The sequence below is a fragment of the Rhodococcus jostii RHA1 genome, assembly GCF_000014565.1.
Classification (GTDB): Bacteria; Actinomycetota; Actinomycetes; order Mycobacteriales; family Mycobacteriaceae; genus Rhodococcus_F; species Rhodococcus_F jostii_A.
In genome coordinates this window covers 6,115,957-6,138,349 of sequence record NC_008268.1, presented here as the reverse complement: position 1 = coordinate 6,138,349, position 22,393 = coordinate 6,115,957, and the positions used below count along the sequence as shown (strand labels likewise).

The window sequence follows — 22,393 nt, the reverse complement described above, 5'->3', positions numbered from 1 at the left end:
CGAACACGCACAGCCCATGGGAGGGCATCGATGACAAGCCAGAACGGCGGCCAGGCACTCGTCGCGGCTCTCGCCGCACACGGAGTCGACACGGTCTTCGGAATTCCGGGCACCCACAACCTCGCCGTCTACGCCGCCTTGGCCGACTCGCCGATCCGCTCCGTCCTGACCCGGCACGAGCAGGGGGCCGGTTACGCCGCCGACGGATATGCCCGCGTGACGGGCAAACCCGGCGTGTGCCTGACCACCACCGGCCCCGCCATCCTCAATGCCGCTGCCGCGGCGGCGCAGGCGTGGTCGGATTCGGTCCCGGTTCTCTTCATCTCACCGGCCCTGCCGCTCACCCACCCGGGGAGGGGAAACGGCTACCTCCACGAGGTGAAGAACCAGCAGGCCGCGCTCGAGGCGATCGTGTCCTACAGCCACCGGGTCACCAGCGTCGCCGAGATCCCCCGCGCGATCACCTACGCTTTCGCCGCCATGAGCTCCGGCAGACCACGACCGGTGCACATCGAGATCCCCGTCGACATCCTCGACGCGGAAGCCGACGTCCGGATCGTGGCACCGGTCCGGTCCGCTCCGCTCGCCGCTCCCCTGCACGCGGTGACCGACGCGGCACAGCGTCTCGCCGCCGCACAGTCTCCCGTGCTGATCGTGGGCGGCGGGGCCCGCTCGGCGGCACCGCAGGTCCGCGCCCTCGCCGAACGTCTGTCCGCTCCCGTGGTCACGACGACCAACGGGAAGGGAGTCCTCGACGAGGACCACCCTCTGTCGGTGGGAGCCGGCGTTCACCATCCGTCGGTCCGCGCCGTGCTCGAGGCCGCCGACTGCGTTCTCGCGATCGGGACGGAGTTCGCACCCTCCGACTTCTGGTACGGCCCGGTCGAACTGGACCACAAGCTGATTCGCATCGACGTCGACCCGACGTCGATGACCACGAACGCCGATCCCGCCATCCGCCTGCTGGGTGATGCCGGGACCACGGTGTCGCAATTGCTCGACGTCACGAAGATGCGCGAGGATCCCGGCGCCTGCGAGCGGGCCGCGTCGCTCCGACGGGGGCTGCGTGCCGATGCCGCCGCCGAGGGCGCTCCGTGGCTGGACATGATGGCCGCCATCGCACCGGTCGTCGACGAATCCACGGTGATCGCCGGGGACAGCACGATGGCCTGCTATTACGGTGCGCTGTCGAACCTCACCGTGCACCGCCCCGGCGGATTCCTGTACCCGACGGGACAGGGAACGCTGGGATACGGTCTGCCCGCTGCGATCGGCGCGTCAGTCGCCGACCCGGACGCGCGGATCCTGGCGATCCTCGGGGACGGCGGGGTGATGTTCACGCTTCCCGAGCTCGCGACTGCGGCACAGCTCCGATTGCCGCTGCCCATCGTCGTCGTCGACAACGGCGGTTACGGCGAGATCCGCAACGAGATGGCGGACCGCGGCGACACCGTCCACTCGGTCGCGCTCGGCGGCATCGACTTCCCCGCCGTGGCGCGGGCGATGGGATGTCACGGACGAGCCGTCGAGTCCCCCGCGGCGCTGACGGACGCGATCACGGCGGCCTTCGACGCGGATCGCCCGACCCTCCTGCACATCCGTGAGAACAGCAGGGCAACGCAGCAGGGGTGACGGCTACGCTGGTTCGGCCGAACTCTCGACTACGGTCTCTGTAGACGAGACGTCACATCCTAGGAGTTGAGAGCGCGATGCCACGCCCCAGCGTTGAAGCGGAACGTCGAGAACAGATCCTTCAAGCGACGTGTGAAGCCATCGCCGAACTCGGCTTCCGCGCAGTCCGGATCGCCGACGTCGCGACACGGGCCGGGGTGAGCAACGGGACGATCCACTACTACTTCGATTCCAAGGATGCGCTGCTGCATGCGGCGTTCCAGTTCAACTTCGAGCACTCGCTGGAACGACGGCGATGGATCATGGAGAAGAGCGACGTCCCGCTCGTGCGGCTCCACCGGCTCGTGGAGTCGTATCTGCCCGCCGGGCCGGAGACGATCACGGCCTGGCGGGTGTGGGTGGAGCTGTGGGCGTCCGCACTCGGCAACGTCGAACTCCAAGAGCTCAACGACACCGTGTACGGAGAGTGGCGCGGGGTGGTTCGGGAGACCGTCGAGGCAGGTGTCGAGCAGGGCGCTCTGCGGGTGAAGGATCCCGGGGCCGCCACCGACATGCTCCTCGGCCTTCTCGACGGCCTCGCGATCCAGGTGCTCACCGGCTCCACCCTGATGACTCCGACGCGGATGCGGGCGGTGTGCGACGACTTCATCGACGCCATCACCGTCGACAAGCACCGGGTCGCGTCGTCCGCCCGCAAACGCACCACGAAGTAACCGTCAGAGCGCCGATGCGACGGTGAGCCCTTCCAGCACAGCTTCTTCCACGGTGCGCGGCGACAAGCAGTCGCCGACGGCATGGATCCGCTCCCGCGGGAACCCGTCGACCTCCAGCAGGTCGGTGACCGACGCGTGTCCCTGGGCGAGAACGACTGCGCTGACACCGTCGACCAGCACGGGCCGTTCGGTGAGCGTGTGCTGCAGATAGGCCGTGTCGTCGTCCGCGCCGCGCAAGCGGACGTTGGGCAGGATCTCGACCTTCGCCTCCACCGCCGCGGCCACCATCGCGTTCCGCACGTACTGCTGGAGGTGTTCGCCCGCAGCGTATCCGGTGACCGCGAGCGTGACGCGGTGGCCGAGCCGGGCGAGGTGGTTCGCGACACCCAGCCCGATCCAGTCGCCGCGCCAATCGGCGACGAGGACCCTGCCTGCGGGGAATGTGTGCCCGCGGATCACGTCCCACGCCTCCACCATATGAGGCTCGTCGAGGGTCTCGATCCCGGGGCGGAACGGCCTCCCACCGGTCGCGACGATCAGCTCGTCGGGTTGCTCCGACCTGACCAGTCCGGGGTCGACCGTCGTTCCGGTCACGAACCGCACACCCGCCCGGCGCGCCTCCCCCTCCAGGTTGGTCACGGCGCCACCGAACTCGCTCCTGCCCGGTAGCAGTTCGGCCAGCAGCACCTGGCCTCCCACCCGGGATGCCGCCTCGTACAGGGTCACCCGGTGCCCACGTTCCGCGGCCACCGCGGCCGCTTTCAGCCCACCTGGTCCGCCGCCGATCACCATGACGCTCTTCGGCCGGCGTGTGATCTGCAGAGTTCCGAAGCGCACTTCGCGGCCGGTCTCCGGATGCTGGATGCACGAGATCGCGCACCCTCGCTGGAAATGCCCCATGCACGCCTGATTGCAGCCGATGCACGCGCGAATCGAATCGACTTCGCTGCGTTCGGCTTTCGCCGGCATCGCGGGGTCGCAGATGAGGGCGCGGGTCATCGCGCACGCGTCGGCCTGCCCCTGCGCGATCACCGCGTCTCCCTCGTGCGGTTGATTGATCCTGCCCGCCACGATCACCGGAACCCGGACCACCGATTTGACGGCCGCGGCCAGCGGAGCGGTGTAGGCGGCGGACTCGGTCATCGGGGCGGCGATGTGCACCGCGCCCGACAGACTCGACGAACTCCCGGCGCACACACTGACGTAATCGAGCAGTCTGTCCGCGTCCAGCGACGCGCACACCGCCTGCGATTCGTCCGGCCGCAGTCCGTCGCTGCCCATCTCGTCGCCGGAAATCCTCATCCCGACCACGAAGTCGCGGCCGACCGCCGCACGGACGGCCGCGAGTGCGGCACGGAGGAACCGCTGGCGATTCTCCGCCGACCCGCCGTACTCGTCCGTGCGGAGGTTGGTGCGGGGGTTGAGGAACTGCGCCGGTAGATAGCCGTGGCTCGCGACGATCTCGACGCCGTCGAGTCCGGCGCGCTGCAGTCTCCGTGCAGCGTCGCCGTACCCCTGCACGACCGCGTCGATCTCGCCCGCCGTCATCGCTCTCGGCATCACGTGGAAGCGTTCACTCGGCACGGCGGACGGTGCCAGCGCGACGGGAGTGGACCCGTCCTGCGACTCCAGGATCTCCCGGCCGGGATGGAAGATCTGCCCGACGACGACACACTCGTGGCGGTGACAGACGTCGGCGATGCGCCGGTACCCCGGGATGCAGTCGTCGTCCGTCGCCATCAGCACGTGGGACGTGTAGCGGGCGGTCTCGTGAACACCTGCGACCTGGACCACGATCATGCCGGCACCACCGGCGGCGCGGGCTTCGTGGTAGGCGACCAGTTCGGCGGTCACCTTCCCCTGCTGCACGAGAACGGTGTCGTGCCCGGAGGACACGATACGGTTCGCGAGCGTCACGTTCCCGATGCGGAGCGGGGAGAACAGGTGGGGAAAGAGCTGTGACGTCATAGCTTTCACCTTTCGGCACCGGCGGCGACGCGGGGCCGACGGTCGTAGCCGCCGAGTCCGAGCGGCTGCACGAACGTCTTGGTCAACACGGCGTGGAGCGTGCCTGCGACGAGGAACGCCGGAATCGACGCGGTGGTGTACGGAAAGATCGCGGACGGGATGTAGGTGACCGGATTGAGCAGCAGTGCGTACGTGGCCGCGCCGGCAGCCACGGAGGCGAACGCGAAGGCGTTGACACCACCCCAGTACCCGTAGCAGGAGCACGCACTGGGCAGGTACAGGTCGCGGATCCGCAGGACACCCCGCCGCAACAGGAAGAAGTCGACTATCTGCACTGCGCACAGCGGTGCCACGAGGATCGCACCCCAGGACAGGAAGCGACCGTAGTTGTCGTAGACGGCCGAGGGGAAGAAGACGAGGATCGCCGCGGGTCCGAGGATGAATGCCACCAGTACGGGCCAGGGCGTGCCGCGGAGCAGCTTCCCGCCACCGCCTTTGAGCGCCACCATGGAGGCGTATCCCTGGGAGAGGATGGCGGTGACGTTGGCGAGGCCGATGACGATCAGGGCCAGGACGCCCAGCACGACGCCGGCGAGCGGGATCATCCACTCCGTCGGATCTTCGAGGTTCAGCGCCAGCGCCGCGAAGACACCGACGACCGCCGCGGCCACGGACGCGGCGAAGAGTCCGAGCCAGTTCGGCCAGAACGCCGCACGCGGGCCCCGGGTGAGCCGCGCCAGGTTTCCGACGTTCGGCCACCACGCGAACCCGCCGGCGATGTTCAGTTCGATCGCGACCATGAAACTGGTGTGCGGATCGCTCTCCGGGTCGAGCGGCGGGAGACTGGCCAACTCGGACCAGGATCGCTTGGTGAACACCATGACGAGAATTCCGACGATGATGAGGACGAGGACGGGTGCGATCACCCGGCACACGGACTCGACCGAGACCGGTCCCCGGGCAAGCACGAGCCAGGACAGGACCACCGCCACCAGCCCCAACAGGCTCACTGCCGCACCGGTCTGGGAGATCTCGACCCCGAAGACGTTGTCGATGACGTTCACCAGGCCGTGCCCGAACATGATGGCCAGGACAGCCGACCACGCCGCCGCGAAGAGCGTGGACATCACGACCATCACGATTCGGGCGCCGTTGCTGCCGAATACGCTGCGCAGTCCGACGAACTGCTCGATGCCGTACTTCGCCGACGGCAGGCATGGCGCGAGCGAGACGAGGAAGACGCTGATCGCGTAGCCGATGACGATGCTGGCGATCGCCTGTACCGCGCCGACGTAGTACGCGACGGCGGCGCCCTGCAGAAACGCCCAGGTGGCCACGGCCAAGCCGATGTTGACCGCCGAGTAGTCCCAGAAGCCCCAGATCCGCTCCGCCGGCAACAACGGCAGTTCGTTCATCGTGGCGTCCGTGCCGTCGTCGCCGGTACCGCCGGCACTTCCCGGTTCCGTGGTGCGGTCCAGCCGCTGCCCGTCCAGCATCAGTACGCCCACCACGACATGACGGTGATCGTGACGACGATCCCGGCGATCGCCGCCGCGACGTCCCGCCACGGAAGGTCGGGCAGGATCATCCCGCCACCGTCGGGGGATTCCAGGAGGAGTAGTCGTCTCTCGAGTTCCTGTTCGAATGCGTCGTCCACGCGATCCCCATTTCTGATTGGTGGGCCAGTTATCAATAGTTTGTGGCACGGGTCACATCGTGTCAACCCTCGAATCCTCCCGCAGGAAAGCGGAATTGAGTATTGACTGGCGAGCCAATCAAGAACAGGATGCTCGTCATGACGAACACGAAGGATCACCCGACTGCACTACCGGCCCGCGTTCGGACCGTCGTCGTCGGCGCGGGATACGCAGGCCTGTCCGCCGCACTCTCGCTGCACGACGACGGCATCGACACCGTGATCCTCGAGGGATCCGGCCGCGTCGGCGGAAGGGTGTGCTCCGAACGGACGAGGGACGGTGTGGTCGTCGACCACGGCGGGCAGTGGGTCGGCCCCACCCAGAAACATCTGCTCGCCCTCGCCGAACGCTTCGCCTGCCCGACCTTCCCCACGTACAACACGGGCGAGCACCTCGAACTGTGGCCCGACGGTGTGCAGCGGCGGTACACCGGTGCCGGTCCCGTCGACGGCCCCGGCATGGCCGAATATCTGGCTGCCGCCGATCGCATCGACGAACTCGCGCGGACCGTCGACCTCGACGATCCCACGGCCACTCCGGACATCGAGGGGTGGGACAGCGAGACCGTCCACTCCTACTTCGAGCGGACCGTCGCGAACGAAGACGCCCGTCGGCGACTCGCGCTCGCCGTCGAGGGGGTGTGGTCGATCGAGCCCCGCGATCTGTCGCTGTTCCATCTGCTGTTCTACGTCGCATCGGCCGGCGGATTCGACCAGCTGATGGAAACCGAGGGTTGCGCGCAGGAGCGCCGATTCAGGGACGGAGCACAGTCGACGGCGCTGGCCGTCGCAGATCATCTCGGCGACCGGGTCCACATGGATACGGCTGTGCGCCACGTCGAGCACACCAGCGACGGCGTTCGGATCGAGACCACTCGGGGAACGATTCTCGCCGACACCGTCGTCATGGCACTGCCGCCGTCGGCCACCCAGCGAGTCACGTTCACTCCCCCGCTGCCGGTCTCGCGCACACGATGGGTCGAACGCAGCCCGATGGGCGACGTCGCGAAGGTGCACGCCGTCTTCGACACCCCGTTCTGGCGCGCCGACGGACTGTCCGGCCAGGCCACGATCTACGGCGACCGCGCCGTCGGCGTCGTGTTCGACAACTCCCCCGCAGATGCCGAACACGGTGTGCTCGTGTGCTTCGTCTACGGTGACCGCCAGCGGTCCTGGTCGGCGCTCTCCGACGACGACCGCCGAGCCGCGATCATCGAGACTCTCGTCGAACTCTTCGGCGACCGCGCCGCGTCACCGATCGACTACACCGAGAAGATCTGGCCGCAAGACGTGTGGGCGCGAGGAGGATACGCGGCGAGCCCTACCCCCGGAACGTGGTTCGCACACGGGCACGACGGCTGGCGTGCTCCCGCGGACCGCATCCACTGGGCGGGCTCGGAGACCGCGAGCATCTGGAACGGCTACATCGACGGCGCAATCTCCTCCGGGGCGCGCGCTGCCGAGGAGATCCGGAAGCAACTGTCCCACTGAACGAACGGGACGCTCGTTCGATCTGACGCAACGAGCGTCCCGTTCGTGCGGGGCGGAGCAGCGCGGGGATCCGCGAGGACGCTCAGGGGACGAAGAAGTACCCCAGGCCCGGAACGATCGTCGCCAAGGATTCGCCGAGGACGGTCGCCGTCACGTGCCCCGACCCTGTGGGCACGTCGACGACCGGTTCTCTGCCCGGCATTCCGAAACTGCCCGACGGAACGGTCACTGTTCCGGTCGCCCCCGTGCTGAGATTGAGCCACCGCACCGTGGTGGCGGAGGTGTACGTCGTGCAGTTCGCTCCCGGGGTGAACGCCGGGCACATGCTCGTCGCCGACAGCCGCGCGACGCCCGGTCCCGGACTCGCGCCGGTGGATGCGGCGAGCGACACCGTGGCGAAGGGAAACGGGTCACCGATGACCCCGGTGAACGGGACCTGGAACGCCGTCGTGGTCACCGACACCGGATCCGGTACAGCGGCGGCGATACCGGCGGACGCGGTGGTGAGCGCCACCGCTGCGGCGCAGGTGCCGACGATCGTGCCGAGACGTCTGGTCCTCGTTGCCATGGTCAACCCTTCGTCACGTCGTGGAATCATGTTCCGGCTCTTCGACTGTATCGATCGACCACGTCGCACGTGCGCACTCCGAGATACCGGCGCGGCGAACCTTATGATGTAGCGAACCGCGACCGACCAGCGAAGGAGCCGCGTATGTGCTCGCCCCGTATCATGACTCACGTCTACGGAACCATCGAGAAACGCGGCGCCCCGATGAGTCGACGGTCGTTGTTCGGAGCGGTGGGCGCGGCAGCACTGGCGGCAGCGGTCGCACCGGCGACGGCATCAGCTGCCCCGACATCGGAGGCGTCGATCGTCGACCTCACCCATGTGCTCACTCCCAGCTTTCCCGTGTGGCCCGACGCCCAGCAGTTCGCGATGCGAGCGGTGGCGCGGATCGGTGGCGCTCCGATTCTGCTCGGCTCCGTCGCAATCGGCGCTCCCAGTGTGTTCTACAAGAACGAACTCCGCTACGACGAGCACACCGGCACGCACGTCGACGCGCCGGCGCATGCGAGCGTGAACGGCCTCACCGTCGAACAGATTCCGCCCCGCGACCTGGTGGTACCGCTCGCCGTCGTGGACATTTCGGTGCGGGCCCGAGCCGACAACGACACGCTGCTCACCCGGCAGGACCTCCTCGACTGGGAGTCCGATCACGGTCCACTCCCCGACCGCTGCATGGTGGCGATGAACTCGGGATGGGACAGCCGCGCCGCTCAGCCCGCGACGTTCACCAATCAGGACACCACGGGTGTGCAGCACACACCCGGATTCGACCCGGACGCCGTCGAGTTCCTCGTCCGGGAACGCGACATCGTCGCGTTGGGATCGGACACCCTCAGTGTCGACGCGGGGCGTAGCACCACGTACGGAGCGCATCTCGCGGCACTCGGCGCCGGGAAGTACGCGGTGGAAGCTCTCGCGAATCTGTCACAGATTCCGCCGTCCGGCGCAACCGTCATGGTCGGCGCCCCCACCCACGCAGGAGGATCCGGCGGCCCCTGCCGGACCCTCGCGTGGTTCTGACGTGTGAAGGTCAGCCGTGCGGGGTGACGCGGAGAACCTGGTCGGTGGAACCGTTGTCCGTGGTGACGAGCAGCGAACCGTCGGCGGTCGGGGTGACCGACCGGAGTCGACCGTACTGGTTCTGCAGGCCGAACGTCTGCGCCGTCACCGACTGCCCGTCCGCGGCGAGACGCAGGAAGATCAGTTGCTTCGTCTTGAGGCCGCCCATGACGAGTGCGCCGTCCCACGGTCCCCAGCCGGGGCCGGTCACGAAGGCGGCACTTCCGGTTGCGAGGGTCGTGCTGCCCGAACTCCACGCCGCGGCAACAGCTCCGGGGACGCGCGACGGATCCGTCATCGGCACGGATTCGTCGTAGATGCCGGGGATCCGATCGGGCTTGTAGCCGTAATTCCCTCCCGCGACCAGGAGGTTCACCTCGTCGTCGCGGGTCGTTCCCTGGTCCACGGCGTAGATGCGGCCCGTGCCGGGCTGCTGCGCGAGACCCTGCGCGTTCCGGTGCCCCAGGGTGTAGACGGGGCTCGCCGGGTCCGGATTTCCGGCCGCGGGGGTGCCGTCCGTATTGATGTGGAGGGTCTTGCCGCCCAGCGAGTTCGGATCCTGTGACACGGTCGGCTGCGCCGTGTCGCCGGTGCCGATGAACAGGGTGCCGTCGGCGGCCGTCAGTATCCGGCAACCGCCGTGACGTCCCTCGTTGACGGGGATTCCGGTCAGAATTGCGGAACCGCGGGTCAGCGTCGTCCAGCCGGCGTCGACGGTCCACGACTGGATCCGGATGTCGGTGACGCCACCTCCCTGGAATCCCTGGCACGTGTACAGGGTGCGCGTGTTCGCGAAATTGCTCGCGAGGGCGATACCCATCAACCCGGTCTCGGACTGCGCGTACAGGTCCGAGAGATCGGCGGTGACCGGGCCGGTGCTTCCGTTCGCACGCCGGACGAAGAACCCGCCCGACCGTTGACCGGTGAGGACGGCGCCGTCCGGGGCCTGCACCGCGTCCCACGGATGGTCGAGCCCGTCGAGAACCGGAGTGACCGTCAGCGCCGGAAGGGTGTCCTCCGTGGGAATTCCCGGGCCGTCGCTACCCGAACCGAGGCTTCCCGTGTCGAACGGGAAGGGCAGCGGCTGAGCGGAGACCTGTGCGGCGGGGAGTCCGATCACGGACGCGGTGGCGAGAGCGAGGACAGCGAGCTTCGAAGGACGCACAAGTTCTCCTCGGGTCGATTGCGCACTACGCGGTCACTATAAGCGCGATCGTGCCCGAAGTTGATCTTGCCGGTCAGTTCCGCGCGGCGCACACCAGCGCGAAGCGGTCGTCGGGATCGGTCCAGGTGCGTTCAACGTCGAATCCCGCCTCCGCCAGCTCCCGTCGGATCCCGTCGAGGGTGAACTTGGCCGAGATCTCCGTCCGCAGCTGCTCACCCGCGGTGAACTCCACGTCCAGATCCAGCTCGCCCACGCGGATCGACATCGCACGCTCGGCCTCGAGCCGCATCTCGATCCACTCGTTGTCGGCGTCCCACAGCGCGACGTGCCGGAACTCGTCCACCGGGAAGTCGGCGTCGAGCTGCGTGTTGAGTACCTGCAGGACGTTGCGGTTGAACTGGGCCGTCACCCCGGCGGCGTCGTCGTATGCGGGGACGAGGACGGCGGGATCGATCACCAGTCCGACACCGAGGAGGAGGTGCTCCCCCGGTTCGAGGACGTCGGCGATTCCGGAGAGGAACTCCGCCCGCTCGGCCGGCACCATGTTCCCGAGGGTTCCCCCGAGGAACGCGATCGTGCGGCGGCCACCGCGTGGAAGGTGGTGCAGCGACTCGGTGAAGTCGCTGACGACGCCGCGCACGGTCAGATGCGGGAACTCCACGCCGATCTGCTCTGCCGCACCCTCGAGAGCGGACACCGACACGTCCTGCGGTACGTACGTATGGAGACTTCCGTGCCGCGTAGCGGCGCCCAGCAGGAGCCGTGTCTTCTCCGACGACCCGGATCCGAGTTCCACGAGAATCTCCGGCGCCGTGACCTCGGCGATCTCCCCCGAATATCGTCTGAGCAGTTCCCGTTCCGTACGCGTCGGGAAGTATTCGGGCAACGCGGTGATCTGCTCGAACAGCTCGCTCCCGCGGGCGTCGTAGAAGTATTTGGGAGGCAGCCATTTCGGGTTCGACGTGAGCCCGACGGTGGCGTCCTTGCGCAGAGCGGCCTTCAGCTGCTCGGGTTGCAGGTACACCTCGAGGGTCGGTGTGGTGGTCATCGTGCTCCCATCTCGAGCGGGGTGACGATCAGGTGTCCGGGACGTGCGCTGACGAAGTGACGGTCCGGAATCGATTGCCATGCGGGGTTGTCGTCGTAGGGTTCGGACATCACGATGGCCCGCTCGTCGTCGACGAGCGCCGACAGCGAGTGATGCCAGGTGGTGGCCCACAGTTCACTGCCGTTGCCCAGCAGCAGATTCAATCGCGAGTTCGGCGCCGCAGCGACGACGTCCTGTACGAGCGCACTCATCGCCTTCTCGGGGTCCTGCTCGCCGAGCGCCCGGCGTAGGAGCAGCCACAACGCGGCCGAGTCGGTCGGTGCCTCGAGTTGCAGCAGATCGTTCACGGGGAGCTCCGCGGCGAGCGCGCCAAGCGACTCCGGCCACCCGCGGACCACCCCGTTGTGGCTGAAGGCCCAGGTCTCGTCGGAGAACGGCGCACAGGCCGTGTGTTGCACGGGCATCCCGACCGTCGCCGACCGTGCGGCGGCCACCACGGCGCGGGAGCGGATGTTCGGCAACGTCTCTCGCACGACGGGGTCGGACCAGAGCGGCTGGGCACTGCGGTAGCGGGAGAAACCGCCCGATCCCCACCAGCCCACACCGAATCCGTCGGCGTTGACGGTCCCGCCACCTCTCATGTCGCGTGGCGCGTAGGACTGGCGCAGGAGCGAGTTCTCGCCGCGACTCAAGAGGTCGCCCACCGACTGTTCCGGTCCCAGATAGCCCAGGTGTCGGCACATCTCAGCGGTCGTCCCCCGGAAGGTCCCGAGCACAGCGGAATCCGGAGAAGATCTGCCTCCGGATCGGGTGGTCCCAGTTGCGGAACGTCCCACGGCACGCTACCGGATCTGTGCCGAACGAACCGCCGCGCAGCACGCGGTAGTCGCCGCCGTAGAACACCTCCGAGTACTCGCGGTACGGAAACGCCGAGAACCCGGGATAGGGCTCGAACGGCGACGACGTCCACTCCCACACGTCGCCGATCAGCTGATGGACGCCGAGCGGGGATGCCCCCGACGGATAGGCCCCGACCACCGCGGGACCGAGGTGACGTTGCCCGAGGTTGGCGAGCGAGGAGTCGGGTTCGGCGTCGCCCCAGGGGAATCGGCGCGACCGGCCGGTGAACGGATCCCACCGCGCGGCCTTCTCCCATTCGGCTTCGGTCGGAAGTCTCTTGCCGTCCCAGCGTGCGAACGCCTCGGCCTCGAAGTAGCAGACGTGCACGACCGGTTCCTGGAGATGGATCGGCTCGGTCACCCCGAACCTCCGTCGCCACCAGGTTCCGCAGCCGTCGTTCTCCCAGAACTGGGGAGCATCCAACCCGGCTTCGAGGCGGTGCGCCCATCCCCGCTCACTCCAAAACTCGGGCCGCGCGTAACCTCCGTCGTCCATGAACTCGAGGTAGCGGCCGTTGGTGACGGGGACGGCGTCGATCACGAACGCCGGAACGTGCACGCGGTGCGCGGACCTCTCGTTGTCGAGCGCCCACGGATCGTCCGACGTTCCCATCGTGAATTCGCCGGAGGGAATGACCACTTCGTCCTCGTCGATCGCCCCGCCGACACGCGGTGCGCTCTCCGCGGCCAGCACAGCCGGGCCGGTGCGCAGTTGATGGGTGGCGAGCATCGTTTCGGCATGCTGCTGCTCGTGCTGCGCGATCATGCCGAACGCGAATCCGTTCTCCTCGAGCGGCCGGCCCCGGAACGTGCTGCGGTCGAGAACATCCCACGACTTGTCTCGAACGGTACGTACGTATTCCCTGGCCTCGTCCGGGTTCAGCAGCGGCAGGGACGGCCTGGAGTTCCTCGAATGTTTGAATGCGTCGTACAACTCGTCGATGTCGCGGCGGACCGGTTCCCGGCCTCCGACGTCCCGCACGAGCCACAGCTCTTCCTGATTGCCGATGTGCGCGAGATCCCACACGAGCGGGCTCATCAACGGGGAATGCTGTGCAACGAGGTCCTCCCCGTCCACACAGTCCGTCAACCCCGCGGTGCGCTCCCGTGCCCGCGTCAACACCGTCTCGATCTTCTCGCGGGTACCCATCAGCGTTCCTCGCTCGGTGCCTGGCCCCGGCAACATCGTTCGGCGGCGGCATCGAGCAGTCTGACGAATTCAGGGTCGGGCGAGTAGGCCGCCGCCAGCGACAGCAGAGCTGTTGCCGCAGCGCGCAGTTCGAGTTCGGCCAGGCCGAACTCGGCCGCGTCCCGCCAGCGTTCGGCGGTGGGCAGCGCCGCGTCGAGCGCCTCGGCCATGGCGCCCGGGCCCGACAGCAGCGCGTCGATCGCCGCGATGGGAACCCGCCACTGGTCGCCCGGTTGCGCGTCGAGGTACCGCACCTCGAGATGACCGGCCGCGCGCACGGGCGGAAACAGGGTGGTGAGGTGGTAGTCGAGGTCGGCGGGCGTCGGGCGACCGATCACGTCGTCCAGTGCGCCCTCGACCCAGTCCGCGAAAGTTGCACCGTCGGGCGCTGTCCAGTCCGTTCCGTCGTTGCGGATGCACAGCAACGGCACGTCCAGCACCCACCCCGCATAGTCCGCGACGTGCGGGGTTCCGATGGTGCGCGGCGAATCGAGTTCGAGCCACGTTCGCATCCGCTGCGACGCCCATTGCCCGTCGGGTACCCCGTAGAGCCGCGGCGAACACGCGAAGGCCGCGATCAATGCGGGACCGATGGCATGAAGCAGGTGCCACCGCTTCTCCACCGCAACCGGATCGGCCCCGGCGTCCACGCTGATCTGCGTTGCGGCGGTGTTGCACATCATCAGCTTCCCGAAGGGCCCGATGCCGGTGAAACGGGATTCCATGGCGCAGTAGCGCGGCGATTGGAGGAGACGTTGCGCGGGCCGGCGGGTGTCCGCGGCCTCGGACGACATGAGGATCGATCGGGAAGACAACAGGTCCGTGAGAACCGCCTGATCGGCGGCGAGATAGTCGCACAATTCGCGTGCGGAGTAATAGGGGGCGCTGGACAGTTCGATCTGTCCGCCGGGTTCGACCGTGACGGCGCTGCCACCGGGAAGGGGCTGAGCAGGAGAAGTAGGATCGATGGTTCTGGGGGTGTGCGGCCCGAGAGCTTCGGCGAGAGCGGCGAGGTCGGGTCGCACGTATTCCGGCAATTGCGCGGTCAGCCACTCCAATTCCGCGCCGATCAGCTGCGGTGGCCCCAGTTTGAAGCAGACACCACCCAGGTACGCCTCCGCCGCCGGCCGCGACGTGAAACACGTTGCCTCGACGGACTGAACTGCAGTAGCCATTCGACCCTCCCCTTCGGGCGCCGCCTGAACGTCGTTATCGACATTAGAGCGCCTCGGCCGTCGATGCACGCCCCATCGGCATACTTTTCGAGGAACCTGCACGGGTACGTTCGAGTCCAGTCACCGCGAAAAGGGAGGTATCGGACATGCTCGACCTCGAGCAGGCGCGACGGGACACCCCGGGCTGCCTCGACAAGGTGTTCCTCGACAGCGCGGGCTCCTCGCTTCCGCCGACCCCGGTCCTGGACGCCGTGTTCGCGCACCTGCGCCGGGAGGCCGACGTGGGCGGCTACGTCGCGGCCGCCGAACGGGCCGACGACCTCGCCGCCGTGAAGTCGTCCCTTGGCCGGCTGATCGGGGCGAGCGCCGACAGCATCGCCCTGGTGGACAGCGCCACCACCGCCTGGAACGACTTCTTCCATGCCGTTCCGCTCGAGGCCGGGGACCGTGTGCTGATCTCGGAGGTCGAGTACGCCAGCAACGCCATCGCCGTCCTGCAGCGGGCCCGATCCGTGGGCGCGACGGTCGACGTGATCCCCAGCGACCCCGCAGGCCAGATCGACGTCGCCGCCCTCGAAACGCTTCTCGACGACCGGGTCCGTCTCGTGTCCCTCGTGCACGTGCCCACCAACGGCGGCCTGGTCAATCCCGTCCGTGAGGTGACGGAGCTGGCACACTCGCACGGCGCGCTGGTGCTGCTCGACGCGTGTCAGTCCGTCGGCCAGATCGCCCTCGACGTGAGCGAGCTGGGCGTCGACGCACTCTCGGCCACGGGCCGCAAATGGCTTCGTGCACCTCGGGGCACCGGCTTCCTGTACGTCCGGCCGGAACTGGCCGCGACCCTCGAGCCGGCCGCCCTCGACCTGCACAGCGCGGAGTGGACCGCGGCCGATGCGTACCGGCTCGCCACCGATGCCAGCCGGTTCGAATTCTGGGAATGCGACGTCGCCGCACGCCTCGGACTCGGGGTGGCGGCCGACTATCTCCTCGACCTCGGTGTGGCCGAGGTCGAGGAGGCCGTTGCGGCCGGGGCCGAGCACCTCCGGTCGGGGCTCGCGGCGATCCCCGGTGTCACCGTGCGCGACCTCGGCGCCCGCCGCTGCGGAATCGTCTCGTTCACCGTCGACGGGTTCGATCCCGGCGACGTCCGGAAACAGCTGGCTGCCCGCAACGTCACCGTCACAGCCAGCCTGCGCGGATCGACACTGCTGGACATGAGCGCCCGCGGACTGGACGCCGTGGTGCGGGCATCGCCGCACTATTTCTGCTCCCCGGACGACCTCGACCGGTTCCTCGCGGAGGTGCGGACGCTCGCGAACTAGCGCAGTAAGCGCGAACTCCCCCCGGGCCGGGCGGCCGAGCACACGCGGCTGCGCACTTTCCCCGACGTCCGGATCCGTCCGTGCACGTGGTCCGGCAAGCCGACGGGCCCGCAGGCGCAGGCCACGGCGCGACTGCTGTCCGGCGAGGAGGCGCGGGCTGCGGGCGCTCGCCGACCTCCGGACGCGACGTCCCACTGACCGGGAGATCCACCGATTCGGGTTTTGTAACAGGTTACAGTTTGAGGGTAACCCACGTCACACCACACCCGTGACCGCCCGAGAGGACTTCCACCCATGGTCGACGCCACACCGATCCGCCCCCGGTCCGCAACAACGGTCACCGAGTGGGACTACGAGGCCGACGTCGTGGTCGCCGGTTACGGCATCGCCGGTGTGGCCGCCTCCATCGAGGCCGCGCGCGCCGGCGCCGACGTCCTGGTCCTCGAACGCACCAGTGGCTGGGGCGGTGCCGCCGCTCTCGCCGGCGGCTTCATCTACCTCGGCGGAGGAACGCCGCTACAGAAGGCGTGCGGGTTCGACGACTCCCCCGAAAACATGAAGACGTTCATGATGGCGGCGCTCGGCCCGGGCGCCGACGAGGAGAAGATCACCGACTACTGCGAAGGCAGCGTCGAGCACTACAACTGGCTCGTCGACTGCGGTGTCCCGTTCAAGGAGAGCTTCTGGGGCGAACCCGGATGGGAACCCCCGTTCGACGACGGACTCATGTACTCCGGCGGCGAGAACGCGGCGCCTTTCAACGAGATCGCGACCCCCGCACCGCGCGGCCACGTTCCGCAGATGGACGGCAAGAGGACCGGCGAGAAGGGCGGCGGCTACATGCTGATGAAGCCGCTCGTCGAGACCGCCGAAAAGCTCGGGGTCCGAGCCGAATACGACATGCGCGTCCAGACTCTCGTCACGGACGACACCGGTCGCGTCGTCGGGATCGTCGCCAAGCAGTACGGCAAGGAGGTGGCGGTCCGGGCGCGCCGCGGCGTCGTCCTCGCCACCGGCAGCTTCGCCTACAACGACAAGATGATCGAGGCCCACGCGCCGCGACTCATCGGCCGCCCCGGTGCCGCCATCGAGGAGCACGACGGACGGTCGATCCTCATGGCGCAGGCCCTCGGCGCCGATCTCGCCCACATGGACGCCACCGAGGTCGCGTTCGTCTGCGACCCCCAGTTGATCGTCCGCGGCATCCTCGTCAACGGCCGGGGGCAGCGCTACGTTCCGGAGGACACCTACTCCGGGCGGATCGGCCAGATGACCCTGTTCCACCAGGACAACCAGGCATTCCTCATCATTGACGAGGCGTCGTACGAGGAAGGCGCGGCCGCCACCACGGCCACGCCGTTCCTGCGCGTCCAGCCGAAGTGGGCGGCGGAGACTGTCGAGGAACTCGAATCCGACATGGGCCTACCCGCCGGCGCACTGCAGTCGACCGTCGAGGTGTACAACAAGCACGCCGCCGAAGGATCGGACCCGCTGCTGCACAAGAAGTCCGAGTGGGTGAAGCCGATCGGCACCCCCGTCGCGGCACTCGACCTGCGCGGGTTCACCCTCGGTTTCACTCTCGGCGGCCTGCGGACGACCGTGAACTCCGAGGTACTGCACGTCTCCGGCGAACCGATCCCCGGCCTCTTCGCGGCGGGACGGTGCACGTCCGGCGTGTGCGCGGGCGGCTACGCCAGCGGCACCTCGCTCGGCGACGGCAGCTTCTACGGCCGCCGCGCCGGCATCAGTGCCGCGAAGCAGGCCTGACCGGGCCTACCCGACGAGCCGGACCGTCACGCCGGCCGCGAATCGGTACGGCTGGGTGCTCAGGACCGCGCCGAGACTCTTGCGCAGACGCGAGACCTCGGCGCGGACCGCCACCACGTGGTCGCGGTCGCCGAACAACGATTCGCTGAGCGAGGCGGCGTCGACGCCCGCCGGTCCCGCGACCGACAGCACCCGCAGGATCTGGGCGTGCCGGGGCGAGAGGGCCCGCGTCCAGTTGACGTCGCCCCGGACCGTCACGTGCGGTGCGTCGCCGAGGTCGAGTTCCAGTTCGATGGCCGTCCCGTCGACGCGCCTGCGCACCAGCCAGCCGTCGCCGAGCGGTTCGGGTACGCACAGCCCGAGCCCCGGGACGAGCAGTGGCCGGTCCAGGCTCGGCGGCGAGACCCGCTCCGGGGCCGCGATGCCACTCGACTCCGCGACCCACCCGTGCTTGTCGACGACCAGCGCCGGACCGCCCGCCGACGCCAGCAACGGTGCCGCCCTGCCGCGCAGCTTGTCCAGTTGCGCCGTGTGCTCACGCCACAGCGTCGCCTCGGCCAGACGCACCGCGGTGCGGACGAGCGCGACCGTGGTCGGGTGGATCGACATCGCCGACCCACTGATGTCGACCACGCCGAGAATCTCACCGGTGCGCGGATCGTGAACCGGCGACCCGGTGCACGACCAGCCGTGATGCGAGGGGGCATAGTGCTCGGCCGAGAACAGTTGCACCGCAGCATCTTCGATCAGCGCCGTGCCGATCGCGTTGGTGCCGACCGCCTGCTCCGCCCAGCGCGCACCCTCTGTGAACCCCAGGGCATCAGCCGCTTTCCGGACCCCGCGGGAACCTTCCCGCCACAACAGGACACCGTCGGCGTCGGCGATGACCACGATGAAGTTCGCATCGTCCGCGACCTGCGTCAACGTGCTGCGCAGTTCCGGGAGCACGGTTCGCAGCGCCGTCCGGGTGCGCCGCGCCTCGATCTCGGAGAAGTCGGCGGGCTCCACGTCCGCGCAGTGGTCCGGGCTGACACCGCCGGCCTGCAGACGGGACCACGACCGCGCCACCACGTCCCGTGGAAGGGCGGGCGGCTGCTGCCCGGACAGCACGGCGTCGTGCACCTGGCTGAGCAGCCGGGCATGTCGCGGCAGATCCACACCGCTTGCCACTGCGGTCAGCCGGTCTGCGGTCGGACGTTCAGCGCTCACAACGCCGAGGCTACCCCCGGCGTTGTGAGCCACACCACTGTCCGTCATCGGATCGGCTGCAACCCTTCCTCCTGGGCCTTGATCTGGAAGGCCAGATACTTCGAGTAATGCCGGGACTGATGCAGGTTGCCTGCCATGAACCAGAAACCCGGATGACCGGACCGGCGCCACACCGTGCGCAGCTCGCCCTCGGCGTCGAGGCCCCAGACGTCCTGGCAGCGGTCCGCGACCGCGTCGCCGAGGAACTTGCGGGCGCTCTCACGCATGTTCTTGTATCCGGTCGCGAGAACCACCACGTCCACCGGCATCTCGGTGCCGTCGGCGAACACGACCCCGTCCGGGGTGAAGTGATCGATCTCGGTTCCCTGCTTCACCGACACCTCGCCGCTCGCGATCAGCTCGGATGCGCCGACGTCGATGTAGTAGCCGCCGCCGCGTCGCAGGTACTTCATGAACAGGCCACTGCCGTCCTCGCCGAAATCGACCTTGAATCCGGCCTTCCGCAGACCGTCGAGCATCTCCGCGTCCTTCTCGGCGATGGCCTCCGTCGCCCCGGCGTGAATTCCCGCGAGCAACGGGTACGGCAGCGACGCGAAGATCAGGTCGGCGTCCTGCACCGCGGGCCCGCCCTCCTCGTACACGCCGCCGAACAGTCCGGGGATGCCGTGCTTGCTGCTCATCACATACGTGGACGAGCGCTGCAGGATGGTCACGTCCGCACCCTGCTCGTTGAGTTCCTGGGCGATGTCGTGGCCCGAGTTGCAGCAGCCGACGACGAGGGCCTTCTTGCCCTGCATCTCCCGGCCGCCGACGAACCAGCTCGAATGCTCGATGGTTCCCTCGAACGTGTCGGCACCAGCGATCCGCGGAATGTTCGGCACCCCACTCATTCCCGTGGCGAGGACGACGTGCCGGGGGTGCAGCGTGCGGGTGGAGCCGTCGTCGCGGGCGACGGTCACGGTCCATTCGCCGGTGGCGTCGTCATAGCTGCCGCCGGTGAACTCGGTTCCCGTCCACACGTTGAGTTCCATTGCGTCGGCGTAGAACTCGAACCAGTTCGCGAGCTTGTCCTTGGGCGTGAACACCGGCCAGTGGTCGGGGAAGTTCAGGTACGGCAGGTGGTCGTACCAGACCGGGTCGTGCAGGACCAGCGAGTGGTAGCGCTTTCGCCAGCTGTCACCGATCCGGTCGTTTCGCTCCACCAGCAGGGTGTCGACTCCGAGCTGCCCCAGACGGGCGGCGAGGGCGAGACCACCCTGGCCGGCGCCGACGATCACGACGGCCGGCTGCTCGGTCTCGAACTCGCCCTTGGCGGTTCGCCGGTCGAGCCAGTTGATCTTGCCGCGGTGGGCGCCGTGATTCGTGCCCTGAACCCGCCGATGCCCCTTCTTCTCCTCGTGGCCCTTGATCTCCTCCATCGCGCTGATCAACGTCCAGGCGCGCCACTCTCCGTCGTCGTCGCGCCTCAGCCGAACGAAACCGCGGCTGCGGGCCAGGGTCGTCTCGAATGTGAAGAAGGCCTGTATCCAGTCGCCCTCCGGATCAGCCACCGCCTCGGCGGGGTGCGCGGGTGACAGGACGAGGTGGCGCGGCTCGTGCACCGGAACCGAATCCGCGAGGCGCGACTCGATGTCCGCGCGACCGTGTGTGGTGTGCAGATCCCAGGTGAACGACAGCAGGTCGCGCCACCAACCATCGACCAGGAAGTGCTGGGCGGCCCCGCGCGCGTCGCCTCGTTCGAGGGTGGCACCGAATCCGGCCAGCCAGCGCCGGGCGATGTCACCCGGCTGCGGGATGTTGGTGTCGACGGGTGCGTCGAGTGTGGCGGTCATGGTGTCCTCCGTCGTCGGCAATCGAGAAGTTCGATACCTCTGTGATACGGGTCACAAGGACGGTGCGGCAGGGTTGCATCGGATTGCACCGACCTCACCTCGGCGCCGCGCAGCCTCCCGAGGACACCCGATTAGCAGGTCAGCGGGCCATCCGGTAGAGTTCCATAAGTTGTCTCGGCGAGGGTGAACCAGAAGTTCCAATTGGCTGGCTCACCGTGATCGACGCGGCGACGGCTCTGCTCGAGCGTTTCGCTCCTGGCCGTCGCGTGTTCGTCCCTCGTCGACTCGAACCGCCCGCCAGTTACCACCGTGAGTTGTAGGAGCCGTTTCACCATGTCTGACGAAAATCGCCTCGTAGCCGCCGTGCGCACCGAGTTCGGCAAGGGCGCCGCCCGCCGCGCGCGCCGCGACGGCCAGGTCCCCGCAGTCCTGTACGGCCACGGTGAGGACCCCCGCCACCTGAACGTCCCCTCCCGCGACTTCGCCGCCATCCTGCGCGCGCACGGCACCAACGCCATCCTGACCCTCGACATCGAGGGCAAGGAGCAGGTCGCGCTCACCAAGTCGGTCGTGGTTCACCCGATCCGCAACTACATCGAGCACGCCGACCTCCTCGTCATCAAGAAGGGCGAGAAGGTCACCGTCGACGTTCCCGTCGTCGTCACCGGTGAGGCCGCTGCCGGCACCCTGGTCGCGCAGGACGCCGCCACCATCTCCCTCGAGGCCGACGCGCTGCACATCCCCGAGCAGATCGAGGTCTCGGTCGAGGGCCTCGAGGTCGGCACCCAGATCCTGGCCAACCAGCTCGAGCTGCCCAAGGGTTCCACCCTGCAGGCCGACGAGGAACTGCTCATCGTCAACGTCGTCGCAGCCCCGACCGCTGCCGACCTCGAAGAGGAGACCGGCGAGGCCGCGGCCGAGGCCGAGGCTCCGGCCGAAGAGGGCGCCGAGAGCTGATCCTCTCGCAACCGCACTGATGTCGGCGGCGCGTCGTCCCGGATTGTCCCGGGGTGACGCGCCGCTGTCGTCTGACACGACCCCCTCACGCATGGAAGGACCCTGTCGGTGAGTGAAGACACCGCTCTGGTGGTGGGCCTGGGCAACCCAGGACCGCAGTACGAGAAGACCCGGCACAACGTCGGCTTCATGGTGGCCGGCGTGCTGTCCGCTCGCATGGGTGGCAAGTTCAGCGCGCACAAGAAGAGCGGCGCCGAGATCGTCCAGGGCCGATTCGAGGGCCGTCCGACGATCCTCGCCAAGCCCCGGTCGTTCATGAACCTGTCCGGTTCCGCCGTTGCCGGCCTGGCCCGGTTCTTCTCCGTCGATCCGGGCAACATCGTGGTCATCCACGACGAACTCGACCTCGACTTCGGGACCATTCGCCTCAAGCAGGGCGGCGGCGAGGGCGGACACAACGGACTGCGGTCCATCTCGAGCGCGCTCGGCACCAAGGACTATCTGCGCACCCGCGTCGGGATCGGCCGTCCCCCCGGACGGATGGATCCGGCGTCGTACGTGCTGAAGCCATTCTCCTCGGTGGAACGCAAGGAACTCGACCTGGTCTGCGAAGAGTCGGCCGACGCCGTCGAACTGGTCCTGCGCGTCGGGCTCGAGGCCGCGCAGAACCGCCTGCATTAGGCGCTTCGCGCCCGTGAGTGGT

The 22,393-nt window shown here is 68.3% G+C and carries 19 protein-coding genes and 1 pseudogene; 9 read left to right on the top strand and 11 right to left on the bottom strand.

Going from position 1 to position 22,393, the window contains the following annotated elements; all coding sequences use genetic code 11:
• Positions 1-30: 30 nt before the first annotated feature.
• Both RHA1_RS27880 and RHA1_RS27875 read left to right on the top strand, forming a co-directional pair.
• On the top strand, positions 31-1,632 hold the full coding sequence (locus RHA1_RS27880) for a thiamine pyrophosphate-binding protein (protein ID WP_011597838.1): 1,602 nt from the start codon (positions 31-33) through the stop codon (positions 1,630-1,632).
• A gap of 77 nt (positions 1,633-1,709) precedes the next feature.
• Complete coding sequence (locus RHA1_RS27875) at positions 1,710-2,345, top strand: TetR/AcrR family transcriptional regulator (protein WP_011597837.1); 636 nt, start codon at positions 1,710-1,712, stop codon at positions 2,343-2,345.
• Positions 2,346-2,348: 3 nt separating this feature from the next.
• Here the strand turns inward: RHA1_RS27875 and RHA1_RS27870 are convergent, their stop codons facing one another.
• From RHA1_RS27870 to RHA1_RS50640, 3 genes are read right to left on the bottom strand one after another with little or no spacing between them, the layout of a single operon-like run.
• Entirely contained in the window at positions 2,349-4,313 is a 1,965-nt protein-coding gene (locus RHA1_RS27870; RefSeq protein ID WP_011597836.1) for an oxidoreductase, read from the bottom strand.
• A gap of 5 nt (positions 4,314-4,318) precedes the next feature.
• A complete protein-coding gene (locus RHA1_RS27865) occupies positions 4,319-5,809 on the bottom strand; it encodes a cytosine permease (RefSeq protein ID WP_011597835.1) in 1,491 nt (496 codons plus the stop codon).
• On the bottom strand, positions 5,809-5,970 hold the full coding sequence (locus RHA1_RS50640) for a hypothetical protein (RefSeq protein WP_016883453.1): 162 nt from the start codon (positions 5,968-5,970) through the stop codon (positions 5,809-5,811). Before RHA1_RS50640 ends, RHA1_RS27865 begins: the two co-directional genes overlap by 1 nt.
• 129 nt (positions 5,971-6,099) lie before the next feature.
• Here RHA1_RS50640 and RHA1_RS27855 point away from each other — a divergent pair, with 129 nt between their 5' ends.
• Positions 6,100-7,500 carry a flavin monoamine oxidase family protein gene (locus tag RHA1_RS27855; protein ID WP_041812128.1) on the top strand — a complete coding sequence of 467 codons (1,401 nt, stop codon included), beginning with the start codon at positions 6,100-6,102 and terminating at the stop codon, positions 7,498-7,500.
• Positions 7,501-7,582: 82 nt separating this feature from the next.
• Here RHA1_RS27855 and RHA1_RS27850 read toward each other — a convergent pair whose 3' ends face one another.
• Positions 7,583-8,068, bottom strand: a complete 486-nt coding sequence (locus tag RHA1_RS27850) for a hypothetical protein (protein ID WP_011597832.1) — start codon at positions 8,066-8,068, stop codon at positions 7,583-7,585.
• Positions 8,069-8,212: 144 nt separating this feature from the next.
• On the opposite strand from RHA1_RS27850, the gene RHA1_RS27845 reads away from it, so the two are divergent.
• A complete protein-coding gene (locus RHA1_RS27845; protein WP_011597831.1) occupies positions 8,213-9,088 on the top strand; it encodes a cyclase family protein in 876 nt (291 codons plus the stop codon).
• A gap of 10 nt (positions 9,089-9,098) precedes the next feature.
• Here the strand turns inward: RHA1_RS27845 and RHA1_RS27840 are convergent, their stop codons facing one another.
• From RHA1_RS27840 to egtA, 5 genes are all read right to left on the bottom strand, one after another.
• A complete protein-coding gene (locus RHA1_RS27840; RefSeq protein ID WP_011597830.1) occupies positions 9,099-10,292 on the bottom strand; it encodes a PQQ-dependent sugar dehydrogenase in 1,194 nt (397 codons plus the stop codon).
• A gap of 73 nt (positions 10,293-10,365) precedes the next feature.
• Positions 10,366-11,340, bottom strand: coding sequence for an L-histidine N(alpha)-methyltransferase (egtD, locus tag RHA1_RS27835; protein ID WP_011597829.1), 975 nt, complete (start codon positions 11,338-11,340; stop codon positions 10,366-10,368).
• Positions 11,337-12,083, bottom strand: coding sequence for an ergothioneine biosynthesis protein EgtC (gene egtC, locus RHA1_RS27830; protein WP_011597828.1), 747 nt, complete (start codon positions 12,081-12,083; stop codon positions 11,337-11,339). The genes egtD and egtC overlap by 4 nt, the downstream gene beginning before the upstream one ends.
• 1 nt (position 12,084) lies before the next feature.
• Positions 12,085-13,389, bottom strand: coding sequence for an ergothioneine biosynthesis protein EgtB (egtB, locus tag RHA1_RS27825; RefSeq protein WP_011597827.1), 1,305 nt, complete (start codon positions 13,387-13,389; stop codon positions 12,085-12,087).
• Complete coding sequence (egtA, locus tag RHA1_RS27820) at positions 13,389-14,603, bottom strand: ergothioneine biosynthesis glutamate--cysteine ligase EgtA (RefSeq protein WP_011597826.1); 1,215 nt, start codon at positions 14,601-14,603, stop codon at positions 13,389-13,391. Before egtA ends, egtB begins: the two co-directional genes overlap by 1 nt.
• A gap of 146 nt (positions 14,604-14,749) precedes the next feature.
• On the opposite strand from egtA, the gene RHA1_RS27815 reads away from it, so the two are divergent.
• The 3 genes and pseudogenes from RHA1_RS27815 to RHA1_RS27810 all read left to right on the top strand — a co-directional run bounded on the left by RHA1_RS27815 (position 14,750) and on the right by RHA1_RS27810 (position 17,692).
• Positions 14,750-15,925 carry an aminotransferase class V-fold PLP-dependent enzyme gene (locus RHA1_RS27815; protein WP_011597825.1) on the top strand — a complete coding sequence of 392 codons (1,176 nt, stop codon included), beginning with the start codon at positions 14,750-14,752 and terminating at the stop codon, positions 15,923-15,925.
• A gap of 21 nt (positions 15,926-15,946) precedes the next feature.
• A pseudogene (locus RHA1_RS52055) lies at positions 15,947-16,093 on the top strand (PPOX class F420-dependent oxidoreductase); the annotation flags it as partial.
• 126 nt (positions 16,094-16,219) lie between these two features.
• The gene (locus RHA1_RS27810) at positions 16,220-17,692 is read left to right on the top strand and encodes an FAD-dependent oxidoreductase (protein ID WP_011597824.1); all 1,473 of its coding nucleotides are present in this window, start codon (positions 16,220-16,222) and stop codon (positions 17,690-17,692) included.
• Positions 17,693-17,698: 6 nt separating this feature from the next.
• Here the strand turns inward: RHA1_RS27810 and RHA1_RS27805 are convergent, their stop codons facing one another.
• Positions 17,699-18,949, bottom strand: coding sequence for a GAF domain-containing protein (locus tag RHA1_RS27805; RefSeq protein WP_050787402.1), 1,251 nt, complete (start codon positions 18,947-18,949; stop codon positions 17,699-17,701).
• Complete coding sequence (locus RHA1_RS27800; protein WP_011597822.1) at positions 18,946-20,733, bottom strand: flavin-containing monooxygenase; 1,788 nt, start codon at positions 20,731-20,733, stop codon at positions 18,946-18,948. Before RHA1_RS27800 ends, RHA1_RS27805 begins: the two co-directional genes overlap by 4 nt.
• Positions 20,734-21,066: 333 nt before the next feature.
• On the opposite strand from RHA1_RS27800, the gene RHA1_RS27790 reads away from it, so the two are divergent.
• Positions 21,067-21,690 (top strand): 50S ribosomal protein L25/general stress protein Ctc, encoded by a 624-nt coding sequence (locus RHA1_RS27790; protein ID WP_009478948.1) that lies wholly within the window; start codon positions 21,067-21,069, stop codon positions 21,688-21,690.
• A gap of 108 nt (positions 21,691-21,798) precedes the next feature.
• Complete coding sequence (pth, locus tag RHA1_RS27785; protein WP_011597821.1) at positions 21,799-22,371, top strand: aminoacyl-tRNA hydrolase; 573 nt, start codon at positions 21,799-21,801, stop codon at positions 22,369-22,371.
• Positions 22,372-22,393 lie beyond the last annotated feature (22 nt).

Excerpts from the sequence above, each read along its gene's own strand:
- RHA1_RS27880 (WP_011597838.1), top strand. The coding sequence starts at position 31 with ATGACAAGCCAGAACGGCGGCCAGGCACTCGTCGCGGCTCTCGCCGCA.
- RHA1_RS27875 (WP_011597837.1), top strand. The coding sequence starts at position 1,710 with ATGCCACGCCCCAGCGTTGAAGCGGAACGTCGAGAACAGATCCTTCAA.
- RHA1_RS27870 (WP_011597836.1), bottom strand. The coding sequence starts at position 4,313 with ATGACGTCACAGCTCTTTCCCCACCTGTTCTCCCCGCTCCGCATCGGG.
- RHA1_RS27865 (WP_011597835.1), bottom strand. The coding sequence starts at position 5,809 with ATGCTGGACGGGCAGCGGCTGGACCGCACCACGGAACCGGGAAGTGCC.
- RHA1_RS27855 (WP_041812128.1), top strand. The coding sequence starts at position 6,100 with ATGCTCGTCATGACGAACACGAAGGATCACCCGACTGCACTACCGGCC.
- RHA1_RS27850 (WP_011597832.1), bottom strand. The coding sequence starts at position 8,068 with ATGGCAACGAGGACCAGACGTCTCGGCACGATCGTCGGCACCTGCGCC.
- RHA1_RS27845 (WP_011597831.1), top strand. The coding sequence starts at position 8,213 with ATGTGCTCGCCCCGTATCATGACTCACGTCTACGGAACCATCGAGAAA.
- egtD (WP_011597829.1), bottom strand. The coding sequence starts at position 11,340 with ATGACCACCACACCGACCCTCGAGGTGTACCTGCAACCCGAGCAGCTG.
- egtC (WP_011597828.1), bottom strand. The coding sequence starts at position 12,083 with ATGTGCCGACACCTGGGCTATCTGGGACCGGAACAGTCGGTGGGCGAC.
- egtB (WP_011597827.1), bottom strand. The coding sequence starts at position 13,389 with ATGGGTACCCGCGAGAAGATCGAGACGGTGTTGACGCGGGCACGGGAG.
- egtA (WP_011597826.1), bottom strand. The coding sequence starts at position 14,603 with ATGGCTACTGCAGTTCAGTCCGTCGAGGCAACGTGTTTCACGTCGCGG.
- RHA1_RS27815 (WP_011597825.1), top strand. The coding sequence starts at position 14,750 with ATGCTCGACCTCGAGCAGGCGCGACGGGACACCCCGGGCTGCCTCGAC.
- RHA1_RS27810 (WP_011597824.1), top strand. The coding sequence starts at position 16,220 with ATGGTCGACGCCACACCGATCCGCCCCCGGTCCGCAACAACGGTCACC.
- RHA1_RS27805 (WP_050787402.1), bottom strand. The coding sequence starts at position 18,949 with ATGACGGACAGTGGTGTGGCTCACAACGCCGGGGGTAGCCTCGGCGTT.
- RHA1_RS27800 (WP_011597822.1), bottom strand. The coding sequence starts at position 20,733 with ATGACCGCCACACTCGACGCACCCGTCGACACCAACATCCCGCAGCCG.
- RHA1_RS27790 (WP_009478948.1), top strand. The coding sequence starts at position 21,067 with ATGTCTGACGAAAATCGCCTCGTAGCCGCCGTGCGCACCGAGTTCGGC.